The sequence below is a fragment of the Vagococcus fluvialis genome (genome assembly GCF_003337315.1).
GTDB lineage: Bacteria > Bacillota > Bacilli > Lactobacillales > Vagococcaceae > Vagococcus > Vagococcus fluvialis.
The window spans coordinates 239,566-255,987 of the sequence record NZ_QPJV01000001.1 but is presented as its reverse complement, the minus strand read 5'-3'; the positions used below and the strand labels follow the sequence as shown (position 1 = coordinate 255,987).

Below are 16,422 nucleotides of genomic sequence, written 5' to 3'. Positions count from 1 at the left end.
ATCAAAACAAACCTCAACAAAAATCAGGAACAAACAATACTCAACCACATTCTAACCAAAAGAATGACCAAAACAAAACTCAAGGTAACAGCAACTACAAAGGTAACAATAACAACAATAAAGGTCGTGGAACTGGATTCCAAAACCCAAATAACCGTTATAACAAAAGAGGTAAAAAAGGTAAAAAGAAATATCCAACTTCTAATAAACCAGCTGTACCTGCACGTAAATTTAAAGAGTTACCAGAAGTCTTAATTTATACAGAAGGTATGAATGTGGCTGATATCGCTAAAAAAATCTACCGTGAACCAGCAGAAATTATCAAAAAATTATTTATGCTTGGTGTAATGGTTAACCAAAACCAACCTTTAGATAAAGATACAATTGAAATCTTAGCAGCTGATTACGGCATTAATGCTGAAGAAAAAGTTCAAGAAGACGTGGCAGATATCGATAAATTCTTCGAAGGTGATGCTGTTAATGAAGACAACTTAGTTAACCGTCCACCTGTTGTAACAATTATGGGTCACGTTGACCACGGTAAAACAACTCTTCTAGATACATTAAGAAATACAAAAGTTTCTTTAGGTGAAGCTGGTGGGATTACTCAGCATATTGGTGCTTACCAAATTGAAGCAAGTGGAAAAACAATTACTTTCTTAGATACACCGGGACATGCGGCCTTCACTAGTATGCGTGCTCGTGGAGCAAGTATTACAGATATTACTATCTTGGTAGTAGCAGCAGATGATGGAGTTATGCCTCAAACTGTTGAAGCAATTAACCATGCTAAAGCAGCTGGTTTACCAATTATTGTTGCGGTTAACAAAATTGATAAACCAACAGCTAATCCGGACCGTGTAATGCAAGAATTATCTGAACATGGTTTAATTCCTGAAGCTTGGGGTGGAGATACAATCTTCGTACCAATCTCAGCTAAATTCGGTGATAACATCGATGAATTATTAGAAATGGTTCTTCTTGTTTCTGAGGTTGAAGACTTAAAAGCAGATCCAACTCAAAGAGCAATTGGTACAGTTATTGAAGCACGTTTAGATAAGAGCAAAGGACCTATCGTTACATTACTTGTTCAACAAGGTACTCTTCATGTAGGAGATCCTATTGTTGTAGGTAACACACATGGACGTGTACGTGTCATGACAAATGATATTGGTCGTCGTGATAAAGAAGCAGGTCCTGCAGCACCAGTAGAAATCACTGGTCTAAATGATGTACCTCAAGCTGGAGATCGTTTTGTAACCTTCGAAGACGAAAAAACAGCTCGTGCAGCTGGTGAAGAAAGAGCAAAACGTGCTTTATTAGAGCAACGTTCAGTTTCTCAACGTGTAACTTTAGACAACTTATTTGAAAGTCTAAAAGACGGAGAAATGAAAGAAGTTAATGTAATTATTAAAGCAGACGTTCAAGGTTCTGCAGAAGCATTAGCAGCAAGTTTAAATAAAATTGATGTAGAAGGCGTACGCGTTAAGATTGTTCACTCTGCAGTAGGAGCAATTAACGAAAGTGATATTACTTTAGCTTCAGCAAGTAATGCTATTATTGTTGGATTTAACGTAAGACCTACACCTCAAGCAAGACAACAAGCAGAACAAGAAAGTGTAGATATTCGTTTACATAGAATTATCTATAAAGTAATTGAAGAAATCGAAACAGCAATGCAAGGGATGCTTGATCCTGAGTTTGTTGAAAAAATTACAGGACAAATGGTTATCCGTGAAACTTATAACGTTTCTAAAGTTGGAACAATCGCTGGTTGTTATGTAACTGAAGGATTCATTCGTCGTGAAAGTGGCGTTCGTTTAATTCGTGATGGCATTGTTATTCATGAAGGTGAATTAGCGAGCTTGAAACGTTTCAAAGATGATGCTAAAGAAGTTAAATTAGGCTTTGAATGTGGAGCTATGATTGCAAACTACAACGATGTTAAAGTTGATGATGTAATTGAAGGCTTCATCATGGAAGAAGTTAAAAGAAAATAAGCTAACATATAGGAGGAAGTACGATGGCAAATTATCGTGACCGCCGAGTGGCTCAAGAAATTTTAAGAGAAGTAAATGATATCTTAAAGAAAAAAGTAAGAGATCCTCGTGTTGCTGACATAACTATTACAGAAGTGAGAGTAACTGGAGATTTACAACAAGCTAATATTTACTATAGTTCTTTAGGTGATAAAGCTTCTGAAAGAGAAAAAGTTCAGCAAGGGTTAGAAAAAGCAAGTGGATTAATTCGTCGTGAGTTAGGACACCGCCTAAGTATCTACAAAACACCAGAGCTTATCTTCGAATTAGATAGTTCAGTCCAATATGGAAATCATATTGATGATTTACTTAGAAACTTAAATAAAAGTGAGTACTAGATAAGCAAAGAGGTTGATTTTAAATAATCAACCTCTTGTTTTTTTATTAGGTATTGTATGTTAAAATTAGAAAACAATGAGGAGGTAGATTATGGTACAAGGTATTGGAATTGTAGGAACGGGAGATATTGCAGCTCAGTTTGCTGCACAAATTGATAAAAATAAATATAAAATTATTTCAGTGTATAACCACAGAGAAGCTTCTTTAAAGAAATTTGTTGAAAAACATCATATAGAAAATTCAACAACTAATTATGAAGAATTTTTAGCAACTGATGGATTAGAGGTTGTTTATATTGCAACACCAAATCAAACTCACTATGAATTTGCTAAAGAAGCTTTAATGAAGAAAAAACATGTTCTATGTGAGAAAGTTATGGTGATGGAAGGTAGTGAAGCTAAAGAATTATTTGATTTAGCGAAATCTAACCAAGTCGTATTACTCGAAGGTGTCACCCTTTTTTATATGCCAATGTTTGAAACAGTTAGAGAAGAATTAGTTACTGGTAAAATTGGGAAAGTTAGCAATATGAGTGTTTTATTTGGAAGTTGTAAAGAGTATGATCCAAATAATCGCTTTTTCTCAAAAGAGCTAGGTGGTGGAGCTTTATTTGATATTGGAACATACGCTTTATCTGCTGCCGTTTATTTTTTAGGAACAGATTTAAAATTACTTGGAACAGATGTTGAATTTGCCCCAACTGGTGTAGATGAAAAATCAATGACTCTATTAAAAAATCCTCAAGGCGAGCAGGCTAGTGTGATGATTTCATTTAGAGGGAAAATGCCTAAACAAATCATTATTACGGGAGATAATGGATTTGTAGAAATAGAAGATTTTCCAAGAGCAGAAAAAGCAGTTTTTCATTTTAATGACGGGACGACATCAACTATTGATTTAGGCCATGGTGAGGAAGTTTTCACTTATGAGTTAGATACTTTAAATACTTATATTAATGAAGAAAATCAAAACAATGACTTAAGAGAAACAACCATGCATGTTATAAATTTAATGGATCAAATGAGAGATTCGTGGAATAGAAAATAATTAAAAGAGAAGGTTATTACGTATGAAAAAAAATGAAGCGATTAATAATATAAAAGGTTTATCTAATTTACCAGGTATCTCAGGTTTTGAGGATGAAGTCGTTAATTATGTTAGAAAAAATTGGGATAAAATAGGGAAAACTGATACAGATGGGATTAAAAATCTTTATTTAGAAGACTTTTCGGGAAGTCAATCTGGATTAACTGTTCAATTAGATGCTCACAGTGATGAGGTTGGTTTTATTGTTCAAGCGATAAAACCAAATGGCTTGTTGCAATTTTTAACAGTAGGTGGCTGGGTGCCAAGTAATATTGCTGCTCAAAAAGTTAAAGTTAGAAATACAATGGGGAACTACATTCAAGGAATAGTCACGAGCAAACCACCTCACTTTATGAGTGATGAAGAAAAAGCAAAAGGATTAACGATTTCTTCTCTATCCATTGATATTGGGGCAAAATCTAAGGAAGATGCTGAAAAACGTTTCGGTGTCAGAATTGGTTCACCTGTTGTTCCTGATGTTTTGTGTGATTACAATGAAGACACTAATTTGTTTTTAGGTAAAGGTTTTGATTGTCGTATAGGTGTGGCTTGTATGATGGATGTTTTTGATGAATTAAAAGAAAAAAAACTGCCATTTAATTTAGTAGGAACTTTAACTTCTCAAGAAGAAGTTGGTTTAAGAGGAGCACAAGTTGCTGCTAAAAAGGTACAAGCAGACTTGGCTATTGTTTTTGAAGGATGTCCTGCAGATGACACGTCATCTGAAGAATATATGATTCAATCAGCTTTAGGTAAGGGACCAATGTTACGTTACTTTGATGTTTCAATGATTACTAATCCAGAGTTTCAAGAAAAGATAGTTGAATTAGCTGAAAGTAAAAATATTCCAGTTCAAGTATCTGTTAGAAGTGGTGGAGGGACAAATGGAGCGCCTATTAACCTATACAACGGTGCACCTGCTATTGTTGTTGGAATTCCTGTTCGTTACGCTCATACTCATCACTGTTACGTTGACTTTCATGACTATGAAGCAGCTAAAAATTTAGTTGTTGAATTTCTATCTACATTAACAAAAGAAGAATTATCAGTACTTGCTAAACCATTAGGATAAAAATAAAAGAAGATTTCTCTTTGGAGGGTCTTCTTTTTTGTTAACAATAATTCTATCAAGTCATAAGTATGTTATAATATCAAGGTATATTCGAAGTTAAGGAGTCAGATAATGGAAGGAATTATTCCCGTTTGGAAACCTCGTGGCATGACAAGTCATGATGTTGTCTTTAAATTAAGAAAGATTTTAAAAATAAAAAAAGTTGGACACAGTGGTACTCTAGATCCTGATGTAGATGGAGTATTGCCAATTTGTGTTGGAAAAGCAACGAAAGTAATAGAATACATTCAAGATTCAAATAAAATTTATCAAGGTGAAGTCACTTTAGGCTATTCTACAGAAACAGAAGATATTAGTGGTGAAATAGTGGAAAGAACTCCAGTTTTAGCCCCACTTTCAACAACTGAGATTGATGAAGCAATGAAGAGCCTAGTTGGTGAAATTACTCAAATTCCACCTATGTACTCGGCTGTTAAAGTTAATGGTAGAAGACTCTATGAATACGCCCGAGCTGGTGAAACAGTTGAGCGTCCTAAAAGAAAAGCTATCATTTATAGTTACGAGAGAACAAGTGAGCCAGAGTTTGTTGAAGAACTTCAAAAATGGCGTTTTACAGTTGATTGTGGCAAAGGAACTTATGTAAGAACTTTAGCTGTTGATACTGGTAAAAAATTAGGTTTTGCAGCTCATATGTCTGATTTAACTAGAACTAAAAGTGGAGGTTTCTCAAAAGAGGAATGTTTTACCCTTGAGGAAATAGCTTTATTAATGGATTTAGAAAGAAGTTCAGAATTTTTATATCCTCTTGAAAGAGGGATTGAAGATTTTAATACTCTTGTATTAACAGATGCTGATTATCAAGTTGTTAAAAACGGCTCTGTTTTACCAGAAACTTTTTTTGGAAAAAAAGACTTTAGCGAGCCAATTGCTTTGTTTTATCAAGAAAAAGTTGTTAGTATTTATGGGGAGCATCCTACGAAAAAGGGATTGTTAAAACCGATAAAAGTACTTAGAAATGATTAAAGGGGAAAAATAATGGAAGTAATAAATATTCACCACCCATATAAAAATACTGAAATACCTAAAGATGATGTTGTGTTAGTATTAGGTTTTTTTGACGGCGTTCATTTAGGACATCAAAAAGTAATTGAAACAGCAAGAGAAGAAGCTGACCGTAAAAATGTTAAGTTAGCTGTTATGACATTTAATCATCATCCTTCAGTTGTTTTTCAAAAAATTGATCATAAAAAAATGAAATATATTACAACAGTCGAGCAAAAAGTAAAACGCATGGAAGAAGCTAATGTAGATATTCTTTATATTGTTGAATTCACTTCTGCTTTTGCTGGTTTAAAACCACAAGATTTTGTAGATCAATATATCGTAGGATTACATGCAGTTACTGCTGTTGCAGGTTTTGATTATACGTACGGAAAAGCTGAAATAGCTGGTATGTCACACTTACCTGGTTACGCTAAGGAACGTTTTGATATTATTGAAGTACCAAAACAAACTCAGGGCGAAGATAAAATTAGCTCAACTAATATTAGAAAAATGATGGCAGAAGGTAACATGGAGGGGGCTAATGCTTTCCTTGGCTATACTTATGAATTATCAGGGATGGTAGTTCATGGGGATAAGAGAGGCCGTACATTAGGTTTTCCAACGGCTAATATCAAAATACCACAAAAATCTTTACTACCTTTAGGTGGTGTTTATGCAGTTAAAATTCAAGTAGCAAATAATTGGTACATGGGAATGGCTCAAATTGGTTATAATATTACTTTCGAAAAAGACCGTCCAATGACTATTGAAGTCAATATTTTGGACTTTGATGAAGATATTTATGGTGAACAAGTTTCTGTTCAGTGGTGTCATTTCCTAAGAAAAGAAATGAAATTTGACGGAGTTGAAGGATTAATTACTCAACTTAAAATTGATGAAGAAGATACAAGAAAGTATTTTACTTATAAAGGAGTAATGTAATGACTTCAGCTTATATTCATATCCCATTTTGTGAGCATATTTGTTTTTATTGTGACTTTAATAAAGTGTTTATTGAAGGGCAACCAGTGGATGAATATATTGAAAGTTTGATTAAAGAAATCCGTTTAACAAGAGAAAAGTATCCAAGTGATAAAACTGAAACAATTTACATAGGTGGAGGGACACCAACGTCTCTTTCAGCAAGTCAGTTAGATGCCTTATTAAAGGGTGTCAGAGAAGAGTTACCTTTTACTGACGGAGATGAATTTACAGTGGAAGCAAATCCTGGGGATTTAACCCTTGAAAAATTACAAGTATTGCAAAATTACGGAGTAAATCGTCTTTCCATGGGTGTCCAATCTTTTAATGATCGTCTATTAAAAAAAATAGGTCGAAAACATACAGCACAAGATGTTTATGACACCATGAAAATTTTTGAAGCTGCTGATTTTAGAAATGTGAGTATTGATTTAATCTTTGCTTTGCCCAATCAAACGATTGAAGATTTTGAAGATACTCTTAATCAAGCCTTGTCTTTAGACTTACCACATTATTCAATGTATTCATTAATATTAGAAAATAAAACAATGTTCTATAATTGGGCTAGACAAGGAAGACTTCACTTGCCAGGCATTGATGTTGAAGGTGATATGTTTGAACTAGCTATTGAAAGAATGACTAAAGCTGGTCGTCATCAATATGAGGTTAGTAATTTTTGTATCCCTGGAAAAGAAAGTCAGCATAACTTAGTTTACTGGAATAATGAACATTATTACGGTTTAGGAGCAGGGGCTAGTGGGTATTTAGGAAATGTACGCTATAAAAACCACGGACCAATCCAACATTATTTAAAACCTTTAAAAGAAAATCAGTTACCTACTATTACAGTAGATACATTAACAAAAGAAAACCAAATGGAAGAAGAGATGTTTCTTGGTTTAAGAAAAATCGAAGGAGTTTCGATTAATCATTTCGAAGAAAAGTTTGAAAAGAAATTAGATACTGTTTATGGAAGTACTATTGAACGTTTGATTTCAGAAGATATGCTAAAAGTAACTGGAGATTTATTATCCTTAACTGATAAAGGATTAATTTTAGGTAATGAAGTATTTAAGGAATTCTTATTAAAATAAATAGTAGAAAAGACTGAACAAACCTTATGGTTAAAGGGTTCAGTCTTTTTGTTTAGCACTCGAATAGTTAGAGTGCTAAAAATTAGATGTTTTCTGTTGACAATATTTTAGGAACTTGTTATATTAGTAAATGTAGTTAGCACTTAAGAAATAAGAGTGCTAAAAAAAGAAGGTGATGATAATTTTAAGTGAAAGACAACTGAAAACTTTGCATTTACTCGTAAAGATTTATACTGAAACCGGTGTGCCAGTTGGATCTAAAACCTTGATGAATCAGGGAATAAAAGCAAGTTCTGCGACAATTCGTAATGACTTAGCTAAATTAGAAGAACTTGAACTTATTCAAAAAACTCATTCATCTTCTGGAAGGATACCTTCCATTAAAGGTTATCGTTATTATGTGGATCATCTGATGCAGCCTGCTGAGATTTCTAGTAATGAAATCGTTCATATTCGCCAGTTGCTTAATAAACGTTATCATGCAACAAATGAAATCATTGAGCAATCAGCAAAAATTTTATCAGATTTAACAAGTTACACAGCCTTTTCTTTAGGTCCAGAAGTGAAAGAAAGAAAGCTAACGGGATTTAGAATTGTGCCACTTAATAGGAGCCAGTTAATTGCGATTATCGTAACTGACCAAGGTTATGTTGAGAGCCAAGTTTTTTCTATTCCTGAAAGTATTACTTCTGAGGATATTGAGAAAATGATTCGAATCATTAATGATCGATTAGTAGGTGAGAATTTGTTAACGGTCTATCATAAGTTAAGAACAGAGATACCTTTAGTTCTTCAAAAGTATTTTACAAATTCAGCGAATGTCTTGTATTTATTTGAAGAAGTGTTCAATCAAGCTTTTGATGATCAAGTTTATATTAGTGGTGGTATGAATTTACTTAATTCAGAGAACTTAACTGATATAGCTGAGTTTAAGTCAATTTATTCATTGATTAGTGACTCAGAACAATTAACAGATTTACTTTTACCAGATAAAACAGGGATTGAGATAAAAATCGGACATGAAATAGAAAACGACTTATTATTAAATATGAGTTTGATTACTGCCGGTTATGAAGTTCCTAATCATGGTAAAGGTGTGATAGCTTTACTTGGTCCAACAAACATGTCTTATTCTAAATTACATGGTTTGGTTAAAGTGATGACAACTGAGTTATCAGGTCATTTAGATTCATATTATCGAAGCTTAAATGATTCAATTGGTCAATAAAGAAGTAAAGGAGAGGCATTAATTGAAAAAAGATAAAACAGAAGAAATTGAAAAAGAAGAAGAAGCAGTAGAAACAACAGAAGAGGAAATCGTTGAAGTATCTGCTGAAGACACTTTAAAACAAGAATTAAGTGAGATGGAAGATAAATTCCTAAGAGCTCAAGCTGAAATTGTTAATATGAGAAATCGTCATAACAAAGAACGTGAAGATGCTGCGAAGTATCGTGCTCAAAATTTAGCTAAAGACTTACTAACTGCTTTAGATAATTTAGACCGTGCACTTGAAATTGAAACAAATGATGAGCACGGAGAAGCAATGAAAAAAGGTATCGAGATGGTTCGTGAGGGAATGATTCATGCCTTGAAAGAATCAGGAGTTGAAGAAATTGATTCTTTAGGACAAATCTTTGATCCAAATAAACATCAAGCAGTACAAACTCTACCTTTACAAGAAGGGCAACAACCTGATGAAATTATTCAGGTACTTCAAAAAGGTTATATCTTACATGATCGCGTTTTACGACCAGCAATGGTTATTGTTGCACAATAAAATTAAAATTAATTAATTAAAGGAGAATACAATTATGAGTAAAATTATCGGTATTGACTTAGGAACAACAAACTCTGCAGTTTCAGTTTTAGAAGGCGGAGAAGCAAAAATTATTACTAATCCAGAAGGTAACAGAACAACACCATCTGTTGTATCATTTAAAAATGGAGAAATCCAAGTAGGTGAAGTTGCTAAACGTCAAGCAGTAACTAACCCTAACACAATTGCTTCTATCAAACGTCACGTAGGTGAAGTTGGATACAAAGAAGAAATCGAAGGAAAAACATATACTCCTCAAGAAATCTCAGCAATGATTTTACAATACTTAAAAGGTTTCGCTGAAGATTACTTAGGTGAAAAAGTAGAAAAGGCTGTTATTACAGTACCAGCTTACTTCAACGATGCGCAACGTCAAGCAACAAAAGATGCTGGTAAAATCGCTGGTTTAGAAGTTGAACGTATTGTTAACGAACCAACTGCTGCAGCTTTAGCTTATGGTTTAGATAAAACAGATAAAGAAGAAAAAGTATTAGTATTTGACCTTGGTGGTGGTACATTTGACGTATCAATCCTTGAATTAGGTGACGGTGTATTTGATGTATTATCTACTGCTGGAGATAACAACTTAGGTGGGGATGACTTTGATGAAAAAATCATCGCTTACTTAGTAGAAGAATTCAAAAAAGAAAATGGTATTGATTTATCACAAGATAAAATGGCAGTTCAACGTCTAAAAGATGCTGCTGAAAAAGCTAAAAAAGATTTATCAGGTGTAACAAGCACTCAAATCAGCTTACCATTTATTACTGCTGGAGAAGCTGGACCTCTTCACTTAGAAATGAACTTATCTCGTGCTAAATTTGATGAATTAACATCTGAATTAGTAGAAAGAACTAAAATTCCTGTACGTCAAGCAATTAAAGATGCTGGAATCTCAGTTTCTGAAATTGATGAAGTTATCTTAGTAGGTGGATCAACTCGTATTCCTGCAGTTGTTGAAGCTGTTCGTAAAGAAACTAACAAAGAACCTAACAAATCAGTTAACCCTGATGAAGTAGTAGCAATGGGTGCTGCGATTCAAGGTGGAGTTATTACTGGTGATGTTAAAGATGTTGTTCTTTTAGACGTAACACCTTTATCATTAGGTATTGAAACAATGGGATCAGTGTTTACTAAATTAATTGACCGTAACACAACTATTCCAACAAGTAAATCACAAGTCTTCTCAACAGCAGCAGACAACCAACCAGCTGTAGATATTCACGTATTACAAGGTGAGCGTCCAATGGCAAGTGATAACAAAACTTTAGGAAGATTCCAATTAACAGATATTCCTGCAGCACCACGTGGTATCCCACAAATCGAAGTAACATTTGATATTGATAAAAACGGTATTGTTAACGTAAGTGCTAAAGACTTAGGAACTCAAAAAGAGCAAACTATTACAATTAAATCATCTTCAGGTTTAACAGATGAAGAAATTGAAAAAATGGTGAAAGATGCTGAAGCTAATGCTGAAGCAGATAAAGCTCGTAAAGAAGAAGTTGACTTAAGAAACGACATCGATGCTTTATTATTCTCAGTTGATAAAACATTAGGAGAATTAGAAGGTAAAGTTGACGCAGACGAAGTTAAAAAGGCAGAAGCAGTTCGTGATGAATTAAAAGCAGCTGTTGAAGCAAACAACCTAGAAGACATGAAAGCTAAACGTGATGAATTAAACGAAATCGTTCAAGCTCTAACAGTTAAATTATACGAACAAGCAGCTCAACAAGCGCAAGCAGAAAACCCAGAAGCAGCTGATGCAGCTCAAGGTGGAGCAGATGATATCGTTGATGCTGATTTTGAAGAAATCAACGACGACGAAAAATAATTAAAGACTTAAATTGAAAGAGCCAAAGCGTTGCGCTTTTGGCTTTTTCTCTTCATAATAATAATAATTAAGTATCAGTCGTATTTAATTTGTGTTATGATTTAATGGATTAGCATGTAGAAAATGGAGGATTAGATAGCATGGCGAAAAGAGATTATTATGAAGTCTTAGGTGTTGCTAAAACAGCTACAGATGATGAATTAAAAAAAGCCTATCGAAAATTATCTAAAAAATACCATCCAGATATTAACAAAGAGCCAGATGCAGAAGATAAGTTTAAAGAAATCACAGAAGCTTTTGAAGTCTTAAGTGATTCTCAAAAAAGAGCAGCGTATGATCAATATGGTCATGCAAGCACTGATCCAAACTTTGGTGCTGGTGGTTTTGGTGATTTCGGTGGCGGTGGATTCGGAGGATTTGAAGATATCTTCGAATCATTCTTTGGTGGCGGAGGCAGAACAAGTAATCCTAATGCCCCAAGACAAGGCTCTGATTTACAATATACTTTAGATTTAACGTTTAATGAAGCGATTTTTGGTTTAGAAAAAAATATTCGTTACAATAGAGAAGATGATTGTACGACTTGTGGTGGTTCAGGCGCTAAACCTGGAACTCAACCAGAAACATGTAGTAAATGTTCAGGATCAGGTCGTATTAATGTTGAAAGACAAACACCACTTGGTCGCATGATGAGTCAACAAACCTGTGATGAGTGTCATGGAACAGGAAAAACAATCAAAGATAAATGTACAACATGTAACGGTGCAGGCCGTATGGTTAAATCACATTCAGTTAAAGTTAATGTACCAGCTGGTGTTGAAGATGGCCAACAAATGCGTCTTTCTGGACAAGGTGAAGCTGGATTTAACGGTGGACCTTACGGAGATTTATATGTTGTCTTTAGAGTTGAAGATAGTCCAATTTTTGAACGTGATGGTTCAGAGATTTTCTATGAACAAACAATTTCATTTGCTCAAGCAGCTTTAGGTGATGAAATTGAAGTACCAACTGTTCACGGAAGAGTGAAACTTAAAATTCCAGCAGGAACTCAAACCGGTACATCTTTCCGTCTGAAAGGTAAAGGAGCACCAAAATTACGCGGAAGTGGAAATGGAGACCAACGTGTAACTGTTCTTGTTGAAACGCCAACTGATTTAAACGAAGCTCAAAAGAAAGCTTTAAGAGAGTTCTTAGTAGCTAGTGGAGATAAGGCGGTTATCGAGCAAGAAGAAGGTTTTTTCGATAAAATGAAAGATGCTTTTTCTTCTAGCGGTAAAAAAAAACGTAAATAATCAAAATAAGATTGTGACTTAAGTTAAATAACTTATGTTGCAATCTTTTTTTAGTTAAATGTCTTGCAATTTTCATTTAAAAAAGATAAAATCTAAACAGTAACGATTACGTTTTGAAGGAGAGCATAATGAAAGATATATTAAAAATTGCATCACTTCTTTTACTACTAGTTGGAATTTCTGCTTGTGGTAAACAAGAAGCTGAAAAAGAGGATGGAAAATTAGAAATAGTGACTAGTTTTTATCCAATGTATGATTTTACGAAAAATGTAGCAAAAGATAAAGCCAATGTCTCTATGTTAATTGATGGAGGTGTAGAATCTCACGATTATGAACCAAGTGCAAAAGATATGGCAAAAATTCAAAATGCGGATGTATTTGTTTATAACTCAAACGAGATGGAAACATGGGTAGAGACAGTTTTAGACAATATTGATACATCAAAAGTAAAAGTCATTGAAGCAAGCAAGGGAATTGAGTTACTAAAAGGTAATGAGTCCCATGATGAGGAAGATCATGATGAACATGCTGATGAAGAAGAGCATGAAGGACACGAACTTGACCACGGACACTCACATGCTTTTGATCCACATGTTTGGTTAGATCCATTATTAGTAAAAAAAGAAGTAAGAACTATTTCTGACGCTTTAATTGAGATAGATAGTAAAAATAAAGACTATTATGAAAAAAATACAACAGAGTATTTAAGTAAATTAGATAAACTTAATGATGATTATGTAGCAGCTTTTGAAGGAGCTAAATCAAGAAAATTTATTACACAACATACAGCCTTTTCTTATTTAGCTAATCAATATGGTTTAGAGCAAGTTGCTATTTCTGGTTTATCACCTGACCAAGAACCAACACCAAAAGAATTAAAAGGAATTCAAGATTTAGTTAAAAAAGAAAATATCAATGTGATTTACACTGAAAGTTCAGCTTCTGAAAAAATTGCTAAAACAATTGCTGATGCAACAGGTGCAGAACTTGCTGTTTTAAATCCAATGGAAAGTGTTTCTAAAAAAGACCGTGAAAATGGTGCAGACTATCTGTCTATCATGGCTGAAAATTTAGAAGCGTTAAAATTATCGATTAAATAAGATGAGAAAAGAGGTTCCTAAATTTTAGGAAACCTCTTTTTTTACGAAAATTAGATATATTTTGTGGTATTTTTAGGTACAGCTCTATATAATAAATTCTATTAGTCAGGAGGAGTGAAATGAACAAAGTTGAAAATAAAACAAAAGGGATTACACTAGCCATAGTAGGTGCGATTTTTTGGGGTGGTTCTGGAGTTTGTGCAGAATATTTAATGATACATAAAGGAATTACTAGTGTTTGGTTAGTAAGTGTCAGAATGCTTTTTGCTGGGATTGTTATCTTAAGTTCTCTTTTTTTAAAAGAGAAAAAGAAAACTTTTGATTTACTTAAAAAGCCTAAAAATCAATTAAGTATTTTAATTTTTAGTATTGTTGGTATTATCTTTTTACAATTATCCTTTTTTAAGGCCATCGAATCGAGTAATGCTGCGACAGCAACTATATTACAATATCTATCACCAATTTTTATTGTCTTTTTCTTTATCTTAGAATCAAAAAAAATTCCTAATAAAATGAGTGTTTTTAGTATTATTTTATCCTTATTAGGAACAGCACTCTTAGTAACAAAGGGAGATTTAAGTTCTCTTTCAATTTCTCCAGAAGGTTTATTTTGGGGACTGATGGCAGGTGTTTTAGGAGCAGCTTACATTATTCAACCTAGAAGAATTATGGCAGAATTTGGTACTATGGCTGTTACAGGTTGGGGCATGTTTTTTGGAGGATTGCTATTTCAGTTTTATCATCCCTTTTGGAAAGACTTACCAAAGTTGGATGGGACAACTATTTTACTGATTAGCTATATTATTTTATTTGGTACAGTGTTTTCTTATCTCTGTTTATTAACAAGTACGAGATTTATTCCAGCACAATTTTCAAGTTTATTAACATCTTTTGAACCGTTAAGTTCAGCTCTTTTTTCAGCTTTATTTTTAGGATTTGTTATTAAACCAATTGAACTAATCAGCATGTTGATTATTATTTGTGCCGTTTTTCTTTTATCAAAATACGGAGAAATTGAATAAAGGTAAAATTTATTTTAATTTTTTTTGAAATAGGCTATAATGAAGGGGATTAAAAATTGTCAAAAATTTTGGCAATGTATTATTAGGAGGTATTTTCATGTCAAAACAACAAATTGGTGTTGTCGGAATGGCGGTAATGGGTAAAAACCTAGCATTAAATATTGAAAGTCGAGGATATTCAGTTTCTATTTTCAATAGAACAGCATCTAAAACTGAAGAAGTAGCTAAAGAGCACGCAGATAAAAAATTAGTGCCTACTTATACAATCGAAGAGTTTGTGGAATCATTAGAAAAACCTCGCCGTATTATGTTAATGGTACAAGCAGGTAAAGCAACTGATTTAACAATCCAAAGTTTATTACCTCATTTAGACAAAGGGGATATTTTAATAGATGGCGGAAATACATTCTTCCAAGATACAATTCGTCGTAACGAAGAATTAGCTAACTCAGGAATTAACTTTATCGGTACTGGTGTATCTGGTGGAGAAGAGGGAGCTCTTAAAGGCCCTTCAATGATGCCTGGTGGACAAAAAGAAGCTTATGAATTAGTTAGACCAATCTTTGAACAAATTGCTGCTAAGGCAAAAGATGGTGAACCGTGTGTGACATATATTGGACCAAATGGTGCAGGACACTATGTAAAAATGGTTCATAATGGAATCGAATATGGTGACATGCAGTTAATCGCAGAAAGCTATGACATTTTAACACGTGTTTTAGGACTTTCAGTAGATGAAGTAGCTGAAATTTTTACTGAGTGGAATAAAGGTGAATTAGATAGTTACTTAATGGAAATTACTTCTGATTTATTAACAAGAAAAGATGATTTAGGAACTGGTAAACCAATTGTTGATCTTATTTTAGATGCAGCTGGTAACAAAGGAACTGGTAAATGGACAAGTCAAAATGCTCTTGATTTAGGTACTCCGCTACCATTAATTACTGAATCAGTTTTTGCTAGATATATTTCAGCATTAAAAGAAGAACGTGTAGAAGCAAGTAAAATTATTCCTGCACCTCAAACTGTTGCCTTTACAGGTGACAAAGAAGAAGTTATTGAAAAAATTCGCCAAGCTTTATACTTTAGTAAAATCATGAGTTATGCTCAAGGCTTTGCTCAGTATAGAATGGCTAGTGAAGAATATGGTTGGGATTTACAATATGGCGAGATTGCTAAAATTTTCCGTGAAGGATGTATTATCCGTGCTCGTTTCTTACAAGAAATCACTGATGCCTATGACCGAAATCCAGAACTTAAAAACTTATTATTAGATGAATATTTCTTAGATATTACTGATAAATACCAACAATCAGTTAGAGATATTGTCTCATTAGCAGTTCAATCTGGTGTACCATCACCAACATTCTCATCAGCTATTGCATACTTTGATTCATATCGTACAGCTGATTTACCAGCTAATATTATCCAAGCCCAACGTGACTACTTTGGAGCTCATACTTACTTACGTAAAGACCGTGAAGGAGTATTCCATTACGATTGGTACGGAGAAGAAAATAAATAATCTACTAAAAAGAAGTTGACTTAACTGTCAGCTTCTTTTTTCTCAACTGTTAGTTGATTGTCTATAAAATTTTATCCTGTTATGATAATAAAGTAGAAAGAGATAAGATGTTTTTTATTGAATAACATTTTGTCACTTTTTTTAGGAAAATCGGGCTTTATTTGTTGCAAAAGAACA

At 33.6% G+C, this 16,422-nt stretch carries 13 protein-coding genes and 1 pseudogene; all 14 read left to right on the top strand.

Translation table 11 applies throughout. From position 1 onward, the window contains the following. Window positions 1–32 precede the first annotated feature (32 nt). Window positions 33–2,000, top strand: a pseudogene (gene infB, locus DFR54_RS01210) (translation initiation factor IF-2); the annotation flags it as partial. A gap of 23 nt (window positions 2,001–2,023) precedes the next feature. After that, a complete protein-coding gene (rbfA, locus tag DFR54_RS01205) occupies window positions 2,024–2,377 on the top strand; it encodes a 30S ribosome-binding factor RbfA (protein ID WP_086342933.1) in 354 nt (117 codons plus the stop codon). Window positions 2,378–2,468: 91 nt separating this feature from the next. Further along, complete coding sequence (locus tag DFR54_RS01200) at window positions 2,469–3,425, top strand: Gfo/Idh/MocA family protein (RefSeq protein WP_114288560.1); 957 nt, start codon at window positions 2,469–2,471, stop codon at window positions 3,423–3,425. Window positions 3,426–3,447: 22 nt separating this feature from the next. Next, complete coding sequence (locus DFR54_RS01195) at window positions 3,448–4,536, top strand: M42 family metallopeptidase (protein ID WP_086342935.1); 1,089 nt, start codon at window positions 3,448–3,450, stop codon at window positions 4,534–4,536. Between the two features lie 111 nt (window positions 4,537–4,647). After that, window positions 4,648–5,559, top strand: a complete 912-nt coding sequence (gene truB, locus DFR54_RS01190; RefSeq protein WP_114288559.1) for a tRNA pseudouridine(55) synthase TruB — start codon at window positions 4,648–4,650, stop codon at window positions 5,557–5,559. A gap of 12 nt (window positions 5,560–5,571) precedes the next feature. Continuing rightward, on the top strand, window positions 5,572–6,522 hold the full coding sequence (ribF, locus tag DFR54_RS01185) for a riboflavin biosynthesis protein RibF (protein WP_114288558.1): 951 nt from the start codon (window positions 5,572–5,574) through the stop codon (window positions 6,520–6,522). Next, window positions 6,522–7,655, top strand: a complete 1,134-nt coding sequence (hemW, locus tag DFR54_RS01180; RefSeq protein ID WP_114288557.1) for a radical SAM family heme chaperone HemW — start codon at window positions 6,522–6,524, stop codon at window positions 7,653–7,655. Before ribF ends, hemW begins: the two co-directional genes overlap by 1 nt. Before the next feature lie 181 nt (window positions 7,656–7,836). Beyond that, complete coding sequence (gene hrcA / locus DFR54_RS01175) at window positions 7,837–8,883, top strand: heat-inducible transcriptional repressor HrcA (protein WP_086343288.1); 1,047 nt, start codon at window positions 7,837–7,839, stop codon at window positions 8,881–8,883. A gap of 22 nt (window positions 8,884–8,905) precedes the next feature. Next, a complete protein-coding gene (grpE, locus tag DFR54_RS01170; protein WP_114288556.1) occupies window positions 8,906–9,433 on the top strand; it encodes a nucleotide exchange factor GrpE in 528 nt (175 codons plus the stop codon). A 34-nt stretch (window positions 9,434–9,467) separates the two neighbouring features. Then, complete coding sequence (dnaK, locus tag DFR54_RS01165) at window positions 9,468–11,306, top strand: molecular chaperone DnaK (RefSeq protein ID WP_114288555.1); 1,839 nt, start codon at window positions 9,468–9,470, stop codon at window positions 11,304–11,306. Between the two features lie 140 nt (window positions 11,307–11,446). Continuing rightward, the gene (gene dnaJ, locus DFR54_RS01160; RefSeq protein ID WP_114288554.1) at window positions 11,447–12,598 is read left to right on the top strand and encodes a molecular chaperone DnaJ; all 1,152 of its coding nucleotides are present in this window, start codon (window positions 11,447–11,449) and stop codon (window positions 12,596–12,598) included. Window positions 12,599–12,726: 128 nt separating this feature from the next. Further along, window positions 12,727–13,698 carry a metal ABC transporter substrate-binding protein gene (locus DFR54_RS01155; protein WP_114288553.1) on the top strand — a complete coding sequence of 324 codons (972 nt, stop codon included), beginning with the start codon at window positions 12,727–12,729 and terminating at the stop codon, window positions 13,696–13,698. A 119-nt stretch (window positions 13,699–13,817) separates the two neighbouring features. Beyond that, the gene (locus DFR54_RS01150) at window positions 13,818–14,720 is read left to right on the top strand and encodes a DMT family transporter (protein WP_114288552.1); all 903 of its coding nucleotides are present in this window, start codon (window positions 13,818–13,820) and stop codon (window positions 14,718–14,720) included. Window positions 14,721–14,817: 97 nt separating this feature from the next. Then, the gene (gndA, locus tag DFR54_RS01145; RefSeq protein ID WP_114288551.1) at window positions 14,818–16,245 is read left to right on the top strand and encodes an NADP-dependent phosphogluconate dehydrogenase; all 1,428 of its coding nucleotides are present in this window, start codon (window positions 14,818–14,820) and stop codon (window positions 16,243–16,245) included. Window positions 16,246–16,422: the final 177 nt, after the last annotated feature.

What these genes read in the sequence shown, in the direction of transcription:
- rbfA (WP_086342933.1), top strand. Translation starts at nt 2,024, where the DNA reads ATGGCAAATTATCGTGACCGCCGAGTGGCTCAAGAAATTTTAAGAGAA.
- DFR54_RS01200 (WP_114288560.1), top strand. Translation starts at nt 2,469, where the DNA reads ATGGTACAAGGTATTGGAATTGTAGGAACGGGAGATATTGCAGCTCAG.
- DFR54_RS01195 (WP_086342935.1), top strand. Translation starts at nt 3,448, where the DNA reads ATGAAAAAAAATGAAGCGATTAATAATATAAAAGGTTTATCTAATTTA.
- truB (WP_114288559.1), top strand. Translation starts at nt 4,648, where the DNA reads ATGGAAGGAATTATTCCCGTTTGGAAACCTCGTGGCATGACAAGTCAT.
- ribF (WP_114288558.1), top strand. Translation starts at nt 5,572, where the DNA reads ATGGAAGTAATAAATATTCACCACCCATATAAAAATACTGAAATACCT.
- hemW (WP_114288557.1), top strand. Translation starts at nt 6,522, where the DNA reads ATGACTTCAGCTTATATTCATATCCCATTTTGTGAGCATATTTGTTTT.
- dnaK (WP_114288555.1), top strand. Translation starts at nt 9,468, where the DNA reads ATGAGTAAAATTATCGGTATTGACTTAGGAACAACAAACTCTGCAGTT.
- dnaJ (WP_114288554.1), top strand. Translation starts at nt 11,447, where the DNA reads ATGGCGAAAAGAGATTATTATGAAGTCTTAGGTGTTGCTAAAACAGCT.
- DFR54_RS01155 (WP_114288553.1), top strand. Translation starts at nt 12,727, where the DNA reads ATGAAAGATATATTAAAAATTGCATCACTTCTTTTACTACTAGTTGGA.
- DFR54_RS01150 (WP_114288552.1), top strand. Translation starts at nt 13,818, where the DNA reads ATGAACAAAGTTGAAAATAAAACAAAAGGGATTACACTAGCCATAGTA.
- gndA (WP_114288551.1), top strand. Translation starts at nt 14,818, where the DNA reads ATGTCAAAACAACAAATTGGTGTTGTCGGAATGGCGGTAATGGGTAAA.